The sequence below is a fragment of the Kitasatospora atroaurantiaca genome (genome assembly GCF_007828955.1).
GTDB lineage: Bacteria > Actinomycetota > Actinomycetes > Streptomycetales > Streptomycetaceae > Kitasatospora > Kitasatospora atroaurantiaca.
Map to the genome: position 1 here is coordinate 5,974,273 of NZ_VIVR01000001.1, position 17,640 is coordinate 5,991,912.

Consider the following 17,640-nt stretch of genomic DNA (forward strand, 5'->3'; position numbering starts at 1 on the left):
GGGGCTGCCCGGCACCGGGCAGCCCCTTCAGCGTGCATCAGGTCAGGAACCGGAGAAGGCCTTCTCCAGCTGGTCGGCGGCGTTGCGGTAGACCGTGAGCATGTCCAGCTCCTGGCCCGGGTAGTTGACGATGTTCACCTGCTTGGCGCCGGAGTCGGGCAGCACCGTGCCGGTCGACATGGCCTCGTTCTCGAGGACGAACTGCGGTTTCCTCGCGGACAGTTCGGACAGCTGCGCCGGGGTGACCGCCTCGGGCCCGTACGTTCCGGCCGCCTTCACGCCGGCGAGGTCGGCCGCCCAGGCGGTGAACATCTGGGTGACCACGACGGGGGCCTTTCCGGCGGGCCACTTGGCCTTCACCTGCTGCGCGAGCTTGTCGTACTCGGTGGTGAAGGCGGTGTTCCACTGAGCAGCGGCCTGCTCGGTGCCGAAGGCCTTGCCCAGCTTGGTGACCTCGGCCGTGGTGGCGTCGCGGTGGTCGTCCAGGTTGACCTCGACCGGCTTGGCCTTGGACCCGGCGGCCTCCTTGATCCGGCCCGCGAACGGCTCGAACGAGGCGTAGAGCACGAAGTCCGCACCCGCGACGGCGGTCAGGTCGGAGGGCTTCAGCTCGTAGTCGGGGGCGTGCTTCACGGTCGCGGGGACGAGGACCTTGACGTCCTTGGCGCCGGCGGCCTTGGCGAGGGCCGCCTCCCAGGTGGTGGTCGCCACGACCACGGGCCCCTTGGCCTGAGCCGTCGCGGCGGCGTCGGCGGTGGTTCCGCTCTTGGAGCTGCCACACGCGGTGAGCAGGAGCAGGCCCGCGCTCAGTGCGACGAGGGGACGGACGAGGACGCGGTTGCGCGCCATGAGGTGGTTCTCCGTTCGGGTATCAGATGCGCAGCCAGGGCGACCGCCCCGGCGGCGAGGACGAGTACGGGACCAGGGGGGAGGTCCCAGGCGAGTGAGATCAGGAAGCCGGTCAGGTTCACCAGCACACCGATGCAGACCGCCCAGCCGGCGATCGAACCCAGTGAGCGGCCGAGCCGGCGGGCGGCCAGGGCGGGCAGCAGGGTGAGGGCATCGACCAGCAGCGCACCGGTCAGCCGGATGGCCGCGCCGACGGCGACCGCCACCAGGACCAGCAGCACCACGGTCATCCACTGCACCCGGACGCCGGAGCAGATCGCCAACTCCCGGTCGTGCAACAGCAGTGCCAGGTCGCGGCGCCGCCGGAGCAGCAGCGCGGGCACGGCCACCGCCAGCACACCCAGCACCGCGAGGTCGGCCGGACGCACCGCCAGGATCGACCCCCAGAGGAGGGCGAACGCACCGTTCGCGTTGACACCGGACACCGACAGCACCAGCAGCGCGGCGGCGATCGCCAGACTCATCAGCAGGCCCATTGCACCTGACAGACCGTCAGGCGTACGGGCCAGCGGAGCCACACCCGCACCGGCCAGTGCACACGCGACGATCGCGCACAGCGCGGGGTCCAGGCCCAGGATGATGCCCACCGCGATGCCCAGCAGTGCGACATGCATCATCGCGAACCGCACCGGCATGATGTCCAGGCCGACGATCACCACGCCCACCAGCGGCAGCCCCAGGGACGCGAGCAGCAGACCCGCCCCCGCACGCTGCACTGGCACCAACTGCAGCAGGGTGAAGACCTGTTCGAAGGCGCTCATGCGATCTCCCTCAGTCGGCCCGCCGCCATCTCCAGGACGCGGTCGCAGCGCGAGGCCAGCGCCCGGTCGTGCGTGACCACCAGCAGGGTGACCGGCAGGCCGGTGAGCAGCTCGGCGGCCTCCTCCTGCCCGGCGAAGTCCAGTGCGGCGGTGGGCTCGTCGGCGAGCAGGACGCCCGCGCCCGCCGCCACACAGCCGACCGCCCGGGCCAGGTGCATCCGCTGCAGCTGGCCACCCGACAGCGCACTCAGCGGGCGGTCGGCCAGAGCGCCCACACCGAGCCGCTCGGCGGCGTCACCCGCCTCGGCGGGAGCGCCGCTGCTGGCGAGCAACTCCCGGGCCAGCAGCGGGAAGCGTCCGGCGGCCGGCCGCTGCGGGATCCACGCGCAGGCCCGGCGGCGCCAGGCCCACTCGGCCGCCGTACGGGTGCCGCGCCCGCCCACCAGCAGCTCGCCGCCGACCTGGCGGTGCAGGCCGAGCACCGCGCGCAGCAGCGTCGTCTTGCCCGAGCCGTTGGTGCCGGTCAACGCGATCCGATCACCGGGCGCCACGTCGAGGTCGACGCCCTGGACGGCCTCCAGGCGGCCGTGCCGGCACACCACGCCGCGTAGCCGCACGTCCAGACCGGCCGTGGTCTCCCCCTGCCGGGCCGCGAGGGCGACCGGCTGCTCCTTGCTCTGCTCCACGGGACGTTAGTCGGAGCGTGGCGCCGACGAGTTCCCGGAGATCCCCGAATCCTTGGGAAGGCCCCCGGGCGGTACGGCCTGAGCCCGCACCCGCAGGTCGGGGCTGCGCCGGAAGTGCAGGGTGAACTCCACCCACTGCCCGACGCGCAGGCCGGCCATCCGGGTGATCAGCAGGTCCGCGCCCTCGGGTGACATCCGCAGCTCGCCCCGGGCCGGGACGGTCAGCGCCGCCACCGGGGCCCAGCTCCCGGCCCCTCCCTGGTGGCGATGCCGCTTCAGCGACACCTGCCCGGGTAACTCCGCGGTCGCGCCGGTCAGTTCGTCGGGCACGTCGCCGGGATTCCGTACGGTGAAGAAGGCGGCCGTCGTCGCCGATCCTGCGGTCGGTACCAGGAGCCATCCCCGGTCGGCCTCCACCGGCCGCGCCCGGCCCGCGCCGCCGACGGCCGTCCAGCCGCAGAGCAGGGCGAGCGCCGTCGCGGCGGCGGTCAGCGGCGCAAGGGCGGCGCGGTTCACCTCGTCACCCGAGCCGGCTGCCAGGTGCGCAGCCGAAGGCTGTTGGCGACCACCAGCAGTGAGCTCGCCGACATCGCGACGGCGGCGAGCATCGGGTTGAGCAGGCCGACGGCCGCCGGCGGGATGAGCACCGCGTTGTAGCCGAACGCCCAGACCAGGTTGACGCGGATCGTGGCGAGCGTGCGCCGGGCCAGGCGTACCGCGACCACCAGGGACTCGATGTCCCCGCGTACCAGGGTCAGCCCGGCCGCGCCGATCGCGGCGTCCGTGCCGGAGCCGAGGGCGATTCCCAGGTCCGCCGAGGCCAGAGCGACGGCGTCGTTGACGCCGTCGCCGACCATCGCCGTCGTGCGGCCCGCCGCCCGCAGCTCGGCGATCAGCTCGGCCTTGCGCTCGGGGGAGGCTGCGGCGTGCACCTTTCGGATGCCGAGCTGCGCGGCCACAGCGCTCGCCGCTCCCGGCCGGTCGCCGGTCAACAGCACGGGTTCCAGGCCCATCCCGCGCAGTCGGCGTACCGCTCGCCAGCTGCCCGGCCGCACGGTGTCACCGACCACCAGGACAGCTGCCGCGCGGCCGTCCAGCTCCACCACCACGGCGGTACGGCCTTCGGACTCGGCGTGCGCCAGCGCGTCGCGTAGATCCTGAGCAAGGTCTGACGCATCATCAGGTCGGCCCACCCGTACCTGCCTGCCCTCGACCGTCCCCAGCACGCCGACGCCCGCGGTCGCCGCGAAACCGGAGACCTCCGGCAGCTCCGAGCCGCAACGCTGCCGTGCTGCGGCCGTGATCGCCCGCCCGATCGGGTGCTCGGAGCGGTGCTCCACCGCCCCGGCCAGCCGCAGCACCTCCTCGACCGCCTCGCCCGGCGCGGCGACGGCCTCGGCCAGCTCCATCCGGCCGGTGGTCAGCGTGCCGGTCTTGTCCAGGACGACGGTGTCGATCCGGCGCAGGCTCTCCAGCACCTCGGGCCCGCGCACCAGGACGCCCAGCTCCGCGCCCCGGCCCGTCGCGGCCAGCAGAGCGGTCGGTGTGGCCAGTCCGAGCGCGCACGGGCACGCCACCACCAGCACCGCCACGGCAGCCGTGACCGCCGCCTGCGGATCGGCGCCCGCCCCCAGCCAGAAGCCCAGGACGCACGCCGCCACCGCCATGACGCACGGCACGAACACCCCGGCGATCGCGTCCGCGACACGCTGAGCCTTGGCCTTGCCGGCCTGCGCATCGGCCACCATTGCGGTGATCCGGGCCAGTTGGGTGTCCGCCCCGACCGCCGTCGCCCGGACGACGAGCGAACCGCCGACGTTCACGGTCGCCCCCGCCACCTTCTCGCCCGGGCCGACCTCGACCGGCACGCTCTCCCCGGTCAGCAGGCTCAGATCCAGCGCCGAGCGGCCCTCGACCACCACCCCGTCGGTGGCCACCTTCTCGCCCGGGCGCACCACGAACTCCTGCCCCGGCAGCAACTGCCCGATCGGGATGCGCCGTTCGGCACCGCCCTCCCGTACGCAGACGTCCTTCGCTCCCAGCTCGGCCAGCGCCCGTAGCGCTGACCCGCCGCGTCGACGGGCTCTGCTCTCCAGCAGCCGACCGCACAGCACAAACAGCGGCACGCCGACCGCCGCCTCCAGGTAGACATGGGCCGCGCCGGTGCCGTCCGCCGTCAGCGAGAACGGCATCCGCATGCCCAACTCCCCGGCGCCGCCCAGGAACAGCGCATACGCCGACCAGCCCGACGAGGCCACCACACCGACGCTCACGAGCGTGTCCATGGTGGCGGTCGCGTGCCGAAGCCCTTGCCAGGCCCGCCGATGGAAGCCGTACGCGCCCCAGGTCACCACGGGCACGGCGAGCGCGAAGCACAGCCACTGCCAGGCGGCGAACTGCAGCGAGGGAACCATCGACAGCACGAGGACCGGCACCGCCAGGGCAGCCGTCACGATCAGCCGCAGCAGCTCGTCGGGGCCCTCAAGGAGAGCGCCCGCGGCCTGCTCCTCGCTGACCGGTTCGGCCGTGTACCCGGCCCGTTCGACGGTGGCCACCAGGTCCGACACCGTCACGTCCGCCGGGTGCACCACCCGGGCGCGGCCCGTCGCGAGGTTGACGGCGGCCGTCACGCCCTCGATCCGCGCCAGCCGCTTCTCGACCCGTGACACGCACGCCGCACAGGTCATCCCGCCCACCGACAGGTCGGTGACGGCGGTTTCCGTGGCCGTAGTCACCGGGCCGCCCCCATGTCGTGACCGGTCATCCCCGGCATGTCGTCACCGGAATGCCCCGTCCCGCTCGTGCCGGGGACCAGCCCCGGCGAGACCGGCCCGGCGGCGCGACCCGCGGCGAACGCCCCGCCGAACACGAGGACGAGCAGCAGGGCGAAGCCCGTCAGGACGAGGTACGGCCGGGTGCCCGGCTCCGTTGCTTCCACATCTCAGCAGTCGGAGCCGGGTGCCGGTGAGTTCCCGACGCGTCTCAGATTCGCCCGACCAGGGTGAAGCCGGCCTCGTCGACCGCGCTGCGGACGCTCTCCCCGTCGAGTGCCTGTTCGGAGGAGACGGTGACCCGGCCGGTCGGGGCGTGGGCCGTGACCTCGACGACGCCGGGGATGGCCGACAGCTCCGCGCTGACCGTTTTCTCGCAGTGGCCGCAGCTCATGCCTTCGACAGTGAAGACGGCGGTGGTGGACATACGGGTACCTCCTGGTGGTGCAGGGACAGGGCGTAGGCCGTGCCCGCTCGGGCACGGCCGGTTGATGAAGCGACAACGACAGCGCAAACGATCGCGCGGCCACGGGGGCACGCGGTCCGCGTGCCACCGTCGAGTGGTTCTCCGCGCGGTTTCAGCTTGATCTTTAAGGCTGCTACTCGGCCCCGCCGCGTCTAGGCATGTCCGCTTTGCGCTGTTTCACCCCGACCGGGTGGCGAGGTGCTGGGGCGGATGTGCGTCCCTTAGGGCGGCCCGGGCCGGGACGGGATGCTTTCGGCGCGCGGGCTGGAGTGCCCACGGCCCGCCGGATGCGGGGATAGCCGCGCCGGACCCGGCCGGGGGTGAGCTGATCCGGTGCCAGGGGCTTCTCCCAGGGGCGCCGCAGGTCCTCGGCCAGGGGTCGGGCGAGCCGGAGTTGCGTGTAGGCGGCGAGGATCAGCCACACCCATCGATCGGCCTGTTCGGGTGTGCGAAGGCGGGGGCGGGTCAGCCCGAGCGTCTGCTTGAGGAAGCGGAAGGTGTGCTCGATGTCGAATCTTCGAAGGAAGATCCGCCAGAGGCGGTCGACGTCGTGTGCGGTGGCGTCGGGGTCGCTGTGCCACAGCCATAGCGGCTTGGGGTCGCGGTTGCCGGGCAGGTATTCGACCGCGAGGTGGAGCAATGTTCCCTCGACGATGGGGAGTTCACCCTCGTGGTCGGCCCAGGAGCCGCGTCGCTCCAGCTTCGGGTGCAGGTGTCCCCAGCAGCGGGCGGTGACCTGGCCGAAGCGGTCGTGGACGCCGGTCGACTCCTGGGCCGGTGCCGGGTGAGTCGCGGCCTGTGCCAGACGGAACTCCGCTCCGTGCCGGGGCTGACGCCCAGGCCATGAGCCGTGGCGCTTGCCGGCCGGGGCGTGCATCACCCGGTCGGCGCGGATGCGTCCCAGCAGCCGCACCGGCTCCTCGCGCAGCATCCAGGTCAGGCGCACGATGTCGTAGCCCGAGTCCAGGACGAACAAGACCGGCGGATCGCCCGGGCGCCACTGCCCGGCCTGCTCCAGGCGGGCGATGAGGTCGCGGATCTGGGTGGCGGTGACCTCGGTGGGATCGTCCCCGGGCCCCAGCCGCACCGCGTCCAGCGGCCCGGTCCACGAGGAGCGTCCACCACCCAGGGCCGCCGCGACCTGGTAGGGCCAGCCCGGAACGGTCTGGCGCCTGCCGTCACACCGGCACGGTCGGTGGCAGTGCAACCGCTCCGGTGAACACTCAGCGTCCGGACGCGGCCACGGGGTGACGTCCAGGGCGATGGACAGCTGCCCGTCCGCCCCGCGCGGCAGTCGCAGTCCGGCCAGCGCGATCCGCAGGCGGGACACGTCGATGTGCCCCTGGGCCAGTGCGTCGTACATCGCTCCGTGCCCACGCCGGTGCACCCCCGCCAGCGAGAGTTCCGGCAGGGACGTCACCGGCCCGGTGGCGCACAGAACCGCATCCACGAGCTCGAACAGGGCATCCGCCCGCAACGTCAAACACTCGTACAGCTCACGGCGAAACCGGGACAACCCGGCCAGGGCCTCGACGCGCGCGGCGCCGTCTTGCAGACTGTCCATCACGGCCTTTGGGTTGATCGACTGTCGACTTCAGCGAGAAGACACGATCACCCAAGGGCCGCCCAGCTGTCAGGCGAACGACGAACCCCACCAAGACATGATCTTGGTGGGGTTTAAAGCCAAGTTCAGGCCGCGCAAGCCACCAGGGAGGTCGGCTGCTCGGCGTCCGCGAGCAGCCCGATCAGGGCCGTGCGCGCCCGGGACACCCGGGACCGCACCGTGCCGATCGGACAACCCGCCACCTCTGCGGCCTCCTCGTACGGCAGCCCCAGCACGGTCGTCAGTACGAACGCCTGGCGCCTCTCGGCGGGAAGCACTTCGAGCAGCTCGGCCAGTGCCACGCCCTCCTCGAAGCCGGGCAGGCCGCAGGGCTGGGCCCCTTCGACCACCGCCTGCCAGTCGTCCGTGTCCAACAGCCGGGGCCGGGCTGCGGCGAAGCGGAAACGGTCCGCGACCGTACGGCGCGCGATCGACAGCAGCCAGGTGCGAGCGGACGAACGGCCCTCGAACCGGGGCAGGCTGCGCAGTGCCCGCAGGTAGGTGTCCTGGGTCAGGTCGTCGGCGGACTGCGGGTCCGCGCTCAGGTGCGCCACGTACCGCCACACGTCGTTGCGCGTGGCACGTACGAACGTCTCCACGGCGGCCGGATCGCCGTCACGTGCGGCTAGCGCCCACGCGGTCACCGTCGCGTCGTCGTGAGGTGACCGACATCGTGCGGAACGCGGGCGTGGCAGGGCAGGAGTCATCGCCATGAGTCCTTCTCGGGAAGGTGAAAGCGGCACTCGGCCGCGGGACCGTGCCAGGGCTCGCGAAAGCGCCACCGCAGCCGTACGGGCGCGGTGTCGACGGAAACGAGACCCCGGGGGGATAGCCGTCAGACGGCAGCGGCCCCGGCGGGCGGACCCCGAGAAGTGATGGTGTGGACGAGCAGCAGCTGCCGTAGGCGGCGCGCGGAGTCGGCGCGTACGAGCCGCAGGCGCGGCCGGAGCGGCGGGCACGCCAGACGGAGCAGCAGGAGGAGGGGAGCGAACAGTCGGGCGGTGGCCGTGCGACCCAGCCGGAACACCGCCCGCTCGCCGGCCGACAGCCACGCGCCCAGCAGGAGCGCGGCGAGCAGGTGGGCCGCCAGCATGCCGACCGTCCCGCCGCCGTGATGCGACGGCATGGCCAGTGCGGCTGCGGCGTGGTGGGCGTGGGTACCCATCTCCATCCCCGCGCCCATGTCCATACCCGTGCCCATACCCGTGCCCATACCCGGCATGTCGGTCATCTGGACCGTCAGGCCGTCGCCGGGCGGGCTTTGGCCGAGACCGGCTGCCGCCATCAACTGTGCCGCCTCGGCCGGCGAAGCAGGGTGCGGGCCGCACAGCAGAAGCTCAGCCCACTGAGCGGCGAGGCCGCTGCCGTCCGGAGGCCGAGAACCGGTGGCAGCCTGGCCCAGCGAGAACAGGGCGTGGAGCACGGCCTGGGTACCGACCGTCAGCGAGGTCACCAGCATCGGCCCGCGCTCCCGGTCGGCGAGCCACCAGGCGGTGACGCCTACGGCGCCGAACGCGGCGGCCAGGGACCAGCCCGGGACGGTCGTGCCGGACATCAGCACGTGGCCGAGGGAGGCGAGCAGCACACAGACGGCCGCGAACACCGCGGCCCGTCCCGTACGCATTCCCCGTCCCATATCCATCGCCGGCTCATCGTCGCATCCGCCGTGGGGCGGCCACAGGGCCGGGTCGGCCAAATCGGCGTACAACGTCAGGTCTTGTTGCTGTGTGCCGCACACCACAGCAGGCGGGTGGAACCGGAGGCCGGCGCCGGCCGACGATTCGTACGGGTCAGCTCCATGCTCCGGGCCGCACAGGCTGCGGAACCGTTCGGGGGGACCGGTGGGCGGGCCCGACGAGCGGCCCCGCCGAGCCTCCGGCGCCGGCCGCCGTGAGAAACACCACGCCCAATGACACCCGCTGTCCGCGCTCCCAGGAAGTCGTCCCGGAGACGGCCTCGGTTCCCACGCTCACGGACTGTCCGACCCTTGTCGAGGCTGCCCCGCGCGTCGTGCATCATGGAGGCCGCCAGCTACCCGACCGGCGTCGGCCCGACGTGGCCGCGGCCGTCCTGCCACCGGAGCACGGTCTGATGAACCCCACCCGCCTTCTCGGCCGCGCTGCCACCGTCACGGCCGTGGCGGCCGGAGCTCTCGCGCTGGCCGTGCCCGCCTTCGCCCATGTCGAGGTAGAGTCCGACACCGCCCAGGCCCTGGCCACCAACGTCACCGTCACCTTCACGGCAGAGGCGGAGTCGGAAACGGCGGGTCTCGCCAAGTTCCAGGTCGTCCTGCCCGAGGGCATCGCCCCCGGTGACGTCAAGGTGGCCGACGCGCCCCAGGGCTGGACCTTCGCGGCCACCGCCGACGGGTACACCGTCGGCGGCCCCGCGCTCGCCACGGGCAAGGACGCGGTCTACAGGATCACCATCCGTCAGCTCCCCAACGCGAAGGAGCTGGTCTTCAAGACCCTGGAGACCTACGGCGACGGCCGGATCGACCGCTGGATCGAACTCCCGCAGGGCGGTGCCGAGCCCGAGCACCCCGCGCCGATTCTCAAGCTCGCAGCCGCGGCTCCCGGAGCCACCACGGTCAGCCCGTCCACCGTGGCCCCGTCCTCGTCCGCTGCATCCTCGGCTCCGGCCAGCCCCTCCGCCGCCCCGAGCATCACCGCCTCGGCCACGCCGGCCCCCGCCGCAGGCAGCAGCGACTCCTCTCCGGCCGTCCCGATCGCCGTCGGTGCGGCCGCCGTCGTCGCCCTGGCCGCAGGCGGCGCCTGGTGGTGGCGCCGGCGCAACCGCCCTGCCGGGAGCTGACCGGGCGGCGGCCCGCCTCACCTCCTGGCGCCCGTCGCAGGGGCCATGGCCGAGGTCGCAGGACCCTGGGAGGGTGGATGCCGAGGCATCTGCACCCCAGCGTTGACATCTGAGGGCACGCACCGCAGCGCCGACCCGGTCTACCGCCGGCCGGCGGTTGCCCGCTCAGTCTTTTGTGAGCTTGTAGTCGTAGTAGTGGGCTGGACCGGTGAGGACTGCCTGGAAGTAAAGCGGCTCACCGTCGCTGGCCAGGGGAACGTCGTGCCCGGCGGTTCGGGTGAAGCCGAGGGACACCCCGGGCACGTACGCATAGTCCGTTTCGCGCAGGACGGTCAGGCCGGTTGCTTCGAGCTGGTCGAGCAGTTGCAGAGCGGGGGTGCGGAAGACGTCGATGTCGCGGAAAAGGACCCTGATCTCCTCGGCGCCAGGCTGCGGAGTCCACACCTCAGCAGAGCTGAGGGTTCTGCCGTCCTCCAGGTGGAAGACGATCTCGAACTGCGGGTGCAACACGAGCACCTTCATGTAGTGGAACTGGTCGGCGGAACCGTCGTCCTGCACTTGGACGGTGCCGAGCGCCGCGGCCGCTTCCTTGACGGCTGCCGCCGGCATACCCAGGGGGAAGCCGGTGATCCCGTGCGGCGGGTCGAGTTCAATGTCCATGGCCGTCATTTTAGGAGGCAGCTCCTGATCTTCCAGTTGTTGTCCTTGAGGTACTTCTGGAACTCCGCGTTGTGCGGGAGCGAGTCGGCCATCTCCTTGATCGCGGCGTCGTACTTCGTGCCGTGGACGCGCCGGATCTCGTCGATGTCCTTCTTCATCGCCTCGTCGAACTTGCCCTGCTGGATGAGGCTTGTCTGGGCCGCGCGCCAAGCATCGGGGCCTGGGCCGGAGCCGGTGCTGATGAACTTGCGGTGGTCGTCGTACTCCATTCGGATCGAGGGCCCGTAGCCGGGGTTCAGGTCGGTGGCCAGCCCCAGCTTCTTGTAGGTGGCCTGCGCCGGCACGTGGTTGATCTCATAGCGTTGGGTGTTGCTGCCGTCGGTCCAGTTGGCCGGCTTCAGCTTGTAGTACCAGCCGCCCATACCTGAGGGCTGCTTCTTGGCGGCCAACCCCAGCGGGTCGATCCAGGCCAGCGGATTGGGCACGTACGCATGGGGGTTGGGACCTGCGGCCAGCCCGAGGGGGTCGGTGCTCAGGTAACGGCCGGTGGCCGAGTCGTAGTACCGGAAGTAGTTGTAGTCGAGGCCGGACTCGTCGTCGTGGTACTGGCCGGGCATGCTCAGAGGGCACGAGGGTTCGTCGCCGCCGCTTGGCCGAGGGCGATGGCCCCACAGGTCGGTGACGGCGGACCAGACGACCCGGCCGTCGGTGGCGACCAACTCACTGGGGGTGCCGACCAGGTCGGTGACGATGGCGAAGAACCGCTCATCGACGGTGGATTGGTCCGCCTGGCCCGCCTGCGGGTGCCAGCTGCGCTCGGTCTGCGCTGCGGGCTGCCAACTGCCCGGCTCCCAGTCCCAGGTACGGGTACGGACGGTGCCGTCGGCCAGCGCGCCGCATTCCTCGATCAGTTGCGTGCCGTCCCAGGAGAACAGGACCTCCCCGGCGCCTTCGCTGCCCACCCCGCCGACCTGCTGTTTGGCAGTGCGGCGTCCGATCGGGTCGTACCGGTATGTCCACGAACCGTGCTCCGGCGTATCGACCCGGACCAGCTGGTCCTCCGCGTTCCAGGTGTAGTGCCATTCACGACGCTGCCCCGACAAGGTACGAACCAGCCTACGGACAAGGCGGCCCTGGTCGTCGTACTCGTACGTGGTGCGTCCCGCCGTCCGCAGCAGGGAGCCCGTGTACGCGCGTTCGCCCTGCGTCGCGCCGTTGGGGTTGCGCGAATCCTCGGCCCGGGTGATGTTGCCGAGCCGGTCGTAGACGTAGCTCTCGCTCCAGGTATCGGCGCTGACCCGGGTGACCCGTCCCGACGGTGTGAGGTCGAAGTCACGCCGACCGCGTAGGCGATCCGTCGCGAAGGCCGGGAGGCCGTCGGCGCGGTAGCCGTAAGTGCGTTCCTGAACATTGGCGTAGGCCCCGGACGCGGTGCCAGCCCCGGAGCCCGGCGTTCCGTCAAGTGCCCAGATGGACTGGGCGCTCAACCGGTTGCAGGCATCCCAGGTCTGGGTGAGCGCCGCGCCGCCGCCGAGGTAGCGGGTGGTCTCCCGGCCGCTGGCGTCGTAGCCGAAGGACAGGGCGCCGAGCGCCCCGCTAAGGCTGAGCGGCTGGCTGTTCGCGTCATAGGTCCAGGTGGAAATGACGCCCGTCGGTGTGGTGCGGCGGATTCGCCGGCCGATGAGGTCGTACGCATACGCGGTGGCCCGCCCGTCGACGCTCTCGGTAAGCACCCGGCCGGCGACGTCGCGCTCGTACTCCAGGGCGCTGTCTCGACCGTTGATCCGAGTGAGGAACCCATGATCGTCGTAGAAGAGGGTGGTCGCCGAGCCATCGTGGCCCACCCGTTCGACGAGGTCACCGAGCAGGTTGTACGCGAAGGTGGTGCTACGCCCGGCGGAGTCGATCGTCTCCAGCAGCTGGTTGGCGCCATCGTGGCGGTAGGTGAGGCTACGGCCGTTGAAGTCGCTCTCCCCGATCAGATGCCCTGCTGCGTCGTACTGGTAGCGCCAGGTTGCGCCGTCCGTGCTGACCGAGACCAGTTGAAGTTCCGTGTCATAGCCGAACTGCTGTCGCTCGCCGTCGGGAAGGATGCGCGTCGCAAGGCGGCCGAAGTGGCCTGTGGCGAACGTGGTGACCGCGCCGACCGGGTCTCGATGCTCGGTGACATTGCCTTCGGCGTCGTAACCCCACGTCTCGCGCGTGCCGTCGGGGTGGATGCGCTCGAGTATCTCCCCCTCGAGTCGGCGGGTGAAGCGGGTTGTGCCGCCCATCGGGTCGGTCAGGGCGGACATGCGGCCGAACGCATCGAAGTCTGCGTGCGCGGTGTGGCCGAGCGCGTCGGTCACGGCGGTGGTAAGGCCGGCCGGGTTGGCGGCGAGGGTGCGCGTGTGGCCGAGCGGATCGGTCACCGACACCAGGTTGCCGCGCTCGTCGTAGGTGCGCACGGTCCGGGCTCCGGCCGCATCCGTGCTGGCGAGCAGGTTGCCACGGGGGTCGTAGTCGAACGCAGCAAGCAGGACGTCGGCCCGTGTCACGGACGCCACCTGACGAAGCGCGTTGTAGCCGAGTGCGATCGCACTTCCGTCCGGGGCGGTGATCAGGACCGGATCGCCGTGATCATCCAGGTCGAACCGGGTGGTCCGGTTGACCTCGTCGGTGCGGGCAATGACTCGGCCGAGTTCGTCGTACTCGGTGAGCGTCGTATGTCCCAGCGGGTTCACCGTCGTAGTGACGCGATGCTGCTCGTCGTAGTGGTACTCGGTGGGGTGTCCGAGACTGTCGGTGGACGTGGTCACCCGGCGGGCGGTGTCGTAGTAGAAGGTGGCCGACAGATGCCCGCCATCGCCGATGCCGCGCACCACTCGGCCGGCGTCGTCGTAGACGTACTCGTAGCTCTGGCCGTTGCGGTCGATCCAGGCGGTCATACGGTCCGCGTCGTCGTACTCGTAGATGTACGGCAGGCCCGAGGAGTTGACGATCCCGGCCAACTGCCCCGCGGGGTAGTACTGGTAGCCGACGACGGTGGTGCCCTGTCCGTGGGCCGTGCCGTCCAGCAGCCGCAGTCCCTCCACCCGTGGCCCCGCTTCGGTGTGGGTGATGTCGACCGCGACCCGGTACCCGCCGGTGTGTCGGACCTCGATGGGATGGCCGGACTCGTCGCGGAGGAAGGCTATTCGGTGGTCGTTGCGGTCCGAGAGGGCCGTGATCGGGCGGATGTCGCCGATCCGGTAGGAGTTGGTGCCCGAGCCGGTGAAGTGACGCGTCCAGCCCCGGTCCGGGTCCTCGATCCGGATGGTGTCCGCTGCGGGGTCCCAGGTGAGCGGCCAACGGGCGCCGGCCAGCGGATGGACCGGCTGGCCCGGTTGGGCGGGCAGCGGGTAGTGCAGGATCTGGGCGTCGTCACCGGCGTAGTGGATGCCGTCCGCGTCGATCTCGATGCGCTGGTCCAGGGTGGAGGACCAGCCCGGGCCGTGCAGCCGCCCGCCGATGTAGTCGGAGGCGTACGCGCGGCGAAGGACCAGCGGAAGCAGGCCGGGAAGGGCGAGGTCCGTCTCCGAGGTGATCACCTGACCCGAGACCACATCCACCGGGTCGCCGGCGGTCCGGCAGCCGATATTGCCGTCCGCCGCCTGCCCACGCTTACCGCCCCGGCCCAGCGGCCGCTCGCCCTTCCCGCGCCGGCCACCGCCGGGTCCCTTGGGACCGTGAGGCATGTCCTTCTTGCCGCCGTCGAGGATCTTCTTGAGGTCGGCCGCGTGTTTGGCGTCGGCTTCGCGGGTGTTGTGGGCGACCTTCTTCAGGTTGTCGCCGGCCTTGCGGTAGAAGTTCTTGAGCGCCTTGCCGGCGTCGTCGGCCAGCGTCTTGCCCAGCTTCTGTGCCCCGTGCTCCAGCGCTTTGACGATCTGGTTGCTCATTCGAAGCTCACCCCCGCGATCTTGGACTGGAACGCCTGTGCGTGGCCGGCCACCGTCTCGGCGTGGTCGTGCATCGTCCGCGCGTGTCCCTCCAACGCGTCGGGGTCGATCCGGAACCCGGTGCCACCGCCCCCGCCGCCGGACACCCCGAGTGCCGACTCCGCGGCCTGGAACACCAGCCCGCTCACCGCTCCTGCGACCACCTCGATGAGCGGGTCGATGGCTGCCTCGATCACCTGGCCGATGATGTACTGCTCCAACTGCTGCTCGAGGTAGTTGATGAGGCGCTTTGCTGCCTCTTCGATTGCGATAACCGCGGCCTCGGCCAACCCGAACGTCGCGACTGCCGCCGCCTGGTCGGCCACGAAGGCCGCTGCCAGCACCACCAGCTCGGCGATCGTCTCGACCTTCATCGCCACGATCACATCGGCTGACACGTCGAGCGCTGTCGCTACCACATGACACGCTTGCACCAGCTCGTTCATGTGAGAGTCCGACAGCTGCGCCCACTTGGCGAGCAGGGCCTGGTACGAGGCGCCCTCGTAGGCCTCGCCGAGCCGCTGGACCGTCGCTGTCGAATCCGCGTGGGCGGAGTCCACGTTCTCCGCGAACTCCCGCACGTGCGAGGCGAACTCACGCACCGCGTCCTCGTTGACCGTCGGCCAGTTGATGCCGATGAACGACAGCAGTGAAACCACCTCGCCAGGCAACTCGATCGCCACAGGCTCCCCCTCGGCCGTCAGTGGACAGATGTTCGCTTGACGTCAAGCTATCCGACGCTTCGGCGGGCTTGAACGGTTCTCCAGCCACGGCCGACGAAAAATGGGGCCGAGCTGGGCATGGGCTTCTCACGGCCGGACGGGGTGACGGGACGGAGTGTGTCCACTGAACTGTGTGTCTGTCTCAGGCGACTTGGTACACGGCGTCGCTACTGCGAGGCGGTGGGCGTCCAGTTGCCCAGCCAGTCGGCGATCTCCTGGCCGGAGGCCTGGGCGTCGGTCAGCTGAGGGCGGTTGGTGCTCGCGGTGCCCGCGCCGGGGCCGGTGTTCCGGTACTCCGCGAAGCGGTCGTCCTTCCAGGAGAAGCCGCCCATGTCGGACCACGGGGTGGACCTGACGGCCTTGCTGAGCGTGGAGTTGCGCACCGTGGTCTGCGGGTCGAGGGTCGCGTCGCCGCCTGCGTGCCAGTTGCGGCCGAGGTAGAAGCTCCCGTCGGACACGTCGCCGTTGATCGTGCTGCCGGTGATCAGGAAGCCCTTGCGGTCGGCGGGGGTGCTGGGCGCGGTGACGAAGCCTGCCGAGCTGCCGTCCGAGCGCTTCTTGAGGGTGATCACCGAGTGGTCGATCACGGCGCTGGCCCGGCCGAAGATGAAGTCGACATTCCCCACGATGTAGGAGTTCGTGACGTAGACCCGGCCGAGCTTCTCGCAGGCGGCGGTGTCCAGTTCGAGGGTGTCCTGGTCTCCGGTGACGATCACGCTGTCGAGAAGGACCATGTCGGCGCCGGTGCGCAGCGCCACCGCCTGGGCGCTGATGCTCGGGTTGGCCTTCTCGTCGAAGTCGTTGGAGACGGTGAGGTTGCGGGCCTGGAAGTCGTCGGCCTCGACTGCGACGGTGGCGCTGCCGGGGGTGCCGTAGGTGCCGGAGCCGTCCGGCTTGGGGGTGCCCGCGGCGTTGTTGTGGACGATGACGGTGTCCTGGCGGCTGCCGCCGCTGCCCTGAAGGGTGATGTGCGGCTTGTTCGACGGGATCTTGACCGTCTCGCGGTAGGTGCCGGGCTTGACGGAGATGACGACCCGTGAGGTGTTGTTCGCCGGTACGGCGTCGACGGCGGCCTGCACGGTCCTGTACTGGCCGGAGCCGTCCCCGGCCACGGTCAGGGTGGTCGCGGCCGGGGTGGCGGTGGTCGCCGTGCCGATGGCGGAGCGGGGGCCGGCGCCGGACCTCACCTTCGAGGGGACGTCGGCGGCCGGGTCGAGGGTGTAGCTGTAATAGGACGTGGGGTCGAAAGCCGTCCCGCCGCTCTCGTTACGCCCGGTGGTGTTCACGAAGACGTTGCCGCGCTGCACGAGGGCGGCCGTGCTGTCCTTGGTGACCGGGTTGTTGAGCCCTTCGAAGTAGCTGTTCTCCAGGACCATCTTCGTCGCGCCGCGCGCGTAGTTGCCGTACGCCGAGGTGATGGACGTGCCCGGGTCGTCCTGCAGGTAGTTGTTGTACAAGTGTGCGTGCGCCACGTTGTCGGTGGACGGGTTGCGCTGTTCGGTCTCGTGGAACCAGTTGTGGTGGATGGTGATGTCGGCGGTGACGTGGTCGGTCCAGCCGATGCCGAAGGCCTTGTTGTCGTTCTGCAGCCGGTTCCAGGACACCGTCAGGTAGGTGGTGTCCTTGCGGCTGTCGATCAGCCCGTCGGCCATGTGGCGCAGATCTTTGTGGTCGATCCACACATGGTGGGCGCCGTCCATCTGGATGGCGTCCCAGTCGTGCTCCTTGTCGTTCCATGTGCCGGCGTACGAGTGACGGATCGTCAGGTTCCTGATGATCACGTTGTGCACGCCCTGCCCGAGGAAGAACCCTCCGCCGACGATCTGGCCCGAAGTGCCCGAGCCCACGATCGTCTTGTCCGAGGCGACCTTGATCTCCTTGCCTTTGGGGTCCATGGTGATCGCCCCCGCCACGACGATGACGTACGGCTGCGAGGCGGTCGCGTACTTCTCCAGGTCGGCCAGGGTCTTCACGGTGACGATCGCGCCGTCCCGCCCGCCGTAAGTACCGTTCTGTCCCAGCGCATGGACGGAGGCGAAGCCGTCTGCGGCGTCACGGGCCCACGCGGGGACGACGGTGGCCGCCGCCGCCTTCGGCTGCACGTCCTCGCCGAATGCTCCGAAGCCCGCGCCGTACGACAGACCGACCGCAGCGGCCGCCGCCACCGGGATGCCGACGATCAGGCCGAGCTTGCGCCTGCGGTGCCGTGCCTTGTGCTGAGTGGTGTCCATTGCCTCATCTGCCTTGGGAGGGTTGGTGGGTGTTGCATCAGCCAGTCACCGCCGCAGGCGA

The 17,640-nt window shown here is 70.8% G+C and carries 15 protein-coding genes; 1 reads left to right on the forward strand and 14 read right to left on the reverse strand.

Annotation, left to right across the window (positions count from 1 at the left end; genetic code table 11):
• Positions 1–42 precede the first annotated feature (42 nt).
• From FB465_RS26920 to FB465_RS26965, 10 genes are all read right to left on the reverse strand, one after another.
• Entirely contained in the window at positions 43–849 is an 807-nt protein-coding gene (locus FB465_RS26920; protein ID WP_145794591.1) for a metal ABC transporter solute-binding protein, Zn/Mn family, read from the reverse strand.
• A complete protein-coding gene (locus FB465_RS26925) occupies positions 807–1,670 on the reverse strand; it encodes a metal ABC transporter permease (RefSeq protein WP_145794593.1) in 864 nt (287 codons plus the stop codon). Before FB465_RS26925 ends, FB465_RS26920 begins: the two co-directional genes overlap by 43 nt.
• Positions 1,667–2,272, reverse strand: coding sequence for a metal ABC transporter ATP-binding protein (locus tag FB465_RS26930; protein ID WP_211786012.1), 606 nt, complete (start codon positions 2,270–2,272; stop codon positions 1,667–1,669). Before FB465_RS26930 ends, FB465_RS26925 begins: the two co-directional genes overlap by 4 nt.
• 90 nt (positions 2,273–2,362) lie before the next feature.
• The gene (locus FB465_RS26935) at positions 2,363–2,872 is read right to left on the reverse strand and encodes a copper chaperone PCu(A)C (RefSeq protein WP_170290697.1); all 510 of its coding nucleotides are present in this window, start codon (positions 2,870–2,872) and stop codon (positions 2,363–2,365) included.
• Positions 2,869–5,091, reverse strand: coding sequence for a heavy metal translocating P-type ATPase (locus FB465_RS26940; RefSeq protein ID WP_342791843.1), 2,223 nt, complete (start codon positions 5,089–5,091; stop codon positions 2,869–2,871). Before FB465_RS26940 ends, FB465_RS26935 begins: the two co-directional genes overlap by 4 nt.
• Positions 5,088–5,294 carry a hypothetical protein gene (locus FB465_RS26945; protein WP_145794598.1) on the reverse strand — a complete coding sequence of 69 codons (207 nt, stop codon included), beginning with the start codon at positions 5,292–5,294 and terminating at the stop codon, positions 5,088–5,090. The genes FB465_RS26940 and FB465_RS26945 overlap by 4 nt, the downstream gene beginning before the upstream one ends.
• 44 nt (positions 5,295–5,338) lie before the next feature.
• Entirely contained in the window at positions 5,339–5,554 is a 216-nt protein-coding gene (locus tag FB465_RS26950; RefSeq protein ID WP_145794600.1) for a heavy-metal-associated domain-containing protein, read from the reverse strand.
• A gap of 172 nt (positions 5,555–5,726) precedes the next feature.
• Positions 5,727–7,157, reverse strand: a complete 1,431-nt coding sequence (locus tag FB465_RS26955) for an NF041680 family putative transposase (RefSeq protein WP_145786718.1) — start codon at positions 7,155–7,157, stop codon at positions 5,727–5,729.
• Positions 7,158–7,282: 125 nt separating this feature from the next.
• Complete coding sequence (locus FB465_RS26960) at positions 7,283–7,903, reverse strand: sigma-70 family RNA polymerase sigma factor (RefSeq protein WP_145797621.1); 621 nt, start codon at positions 7,901–7,903, stop codon at positions 7,283–7,285.
• A gap of 128 nt (positions 7,904–8,031) precedes the next feature.
• Complete coding sequence (locus FB465_RS26965; RefSeq protein WP_246192860.1) at positions 8,032–8,820, reverse strand: hypothetical protein; 789 nt, start codon at positions 8,818–8,820, stop codon at positions 8,032–8,034.
• A gap of 467 nt (positions 8,821–9,287) precedes the next feature.
• Here FB465_RS26965 and FB465_RS26970 point away from each other — a divergent pair, with 467 nt between their 5' ends.
• Positions 9,288–10,010, forward strand: a complete 723-nt coding sequence (locus tag FB465_RS26970) for a DUF1775 domain-containing protein (RefSeq protein ID WP_145794603.1) — start codon at positions 9,288–9,290, stop codon at positions 10,008–10,010.
• Between the two features lie 165 nt (positions 10,011–10,175).
• On the opposite strand, the gene FB465_RS26975 is transcribed toward FB465_RS26970, so the two are convergent.
• The 4 genes from FB465_RS26975 to FB465_RS26990 all read right to left on the reverse strand — a co-directional run bounded on the left by FB465_RS26975 (position 10,176) and on the right by FB465_RS26990 (position 17,579).
• The gene (locus FB465_RS26975; protein WP_246192861.1) at positions 10,176–10,679 is read right to left on the reverse strand and encodes a hypothetical protein; all 504 of its coding nucleotides are present in this window, start codon (positions 10,677–10,679) and stop codon (positions 10,176–10,178) included.
• The gene (locus FB465_RS26980; protein WP_145794605.1) at positions 10,676–14,587 is read right to left on the reverse strand and encodes a DUF6531 domain-containing protein; all 3,912 of its coding nucleotides are present in this window, start codon (positions 14,585–14,587) and stop codon (positions 10,676–10,678) included. Before FB465_RS26980 ends, FB465_RS26975 begins: the two co-directional genes overlap by 4 nt.
• Positions 14,584–15,309: a WXG100 family type VII secretion target gene (locus FB465_RS26985; protein WP_145794606.1), complete on the reverse strand. Its 726-nt coding sequence runs from the start codon at positions 15,307–15,309 to the stop codon at positions 14,584–14,586. The genes FB465_RS26980 and FB465_RS26985 overlap by 4 nt, the downstream gene beginning before the upstream one ends.
• A gap of 206 nt (positions 15,310–15,515) precedes the next feature.
• Positions 15,516–17,579 (reverse strand): pectinesterase family protein, encoded by a 2,064-nt coding sequence (locus FB465_RS26990; RefSeq protein ID WP_145794608.1) that lies wholly within the window; start codon positions 17,577–17,579, stop codon positions 15,516–15,518.
• Positions 17,580–17,640: the final 61 nt, after the last annotated feature.

What these genes read in the sequence shown, in the direction of transcription:
- FB465_RS26920 (WP_145794591.1), bottom strand. Translation starts at nt 849, where the DNA reads ATGGCGCGCAACCGCGTCCTCGTCCGTCCCCTCGTCGCACTGAGCGCG.
- FB465_RS26925 (WP_145794593.1), bottom strand. Translation starts at nt 1,670, where the DNA reads ATGAGCGCCTTCGAACAGGTCTTCACCCTGCTGCAGTTGGTGCCAGTG.
- FB465_RS26950 (WP_145794600.1), bottom strand. Translation starts at nt 5,554, where the DNA reads ATGTCCACCACCGCCGTCTTCACTGTCGAAGGCATGAGCTGCGGCCAC.
- FB465_RS26955 (WP_145786718.1), bottom strand. Translation starts at nt 7,157, where the DNA reads ATGGACAGTCTGCAAGACGGCGCCGCGCGCGTCGAGGCCCTGGCCGGG.
- FB465_RS26960 (WP_145797621.1), bottom strand. Translation starts at nt 7,903, where the DNA reads ATGACTCCTGCCCTGCCACGCCCGCGTTCCGCACGATGTCGGTCACCT.
- FB465_RS26965 (WP_246192860.1), bottom strand. Translation starts at nt 8,820, where the DNA reads ATGCGTACGGGACGGGCCGCGGTGTTCGCGGCCGTCTGTGTGCTGCTC.
- FB465_RS26970 (WP_145794603.1), top strand. Translation starts at nt 9,288, where the DNA reads ATGAACCCCACCCGCCTTCTCGGCCGCGCTGCCACCGTCACGGCCGTG.
- FB465_RS26975 (WP_246192861.1), bottom strand. Translation starts at nt 10,679, where the DNA reads ATGACGGCCATGGACATTGAACTCGACCCGCCGCACGGGATCACCGGC.
- FB465_RS26980 (WP_145794605.1), bottom strand. Translation starts at nt 14,587, where the DNA reads ATGAGCAACCAGATCGTCAAAGCGCTGGAGCACGGGGCACAGAAGCTG.
- FB465_RS26990 (WP_145794608.1), bottom strand. Translation starts at nt 17,579, where the DNA reads ATGGACACCACTCAGCACAAGGCACGGCACCGCAGGCGCAAGCTCGGC.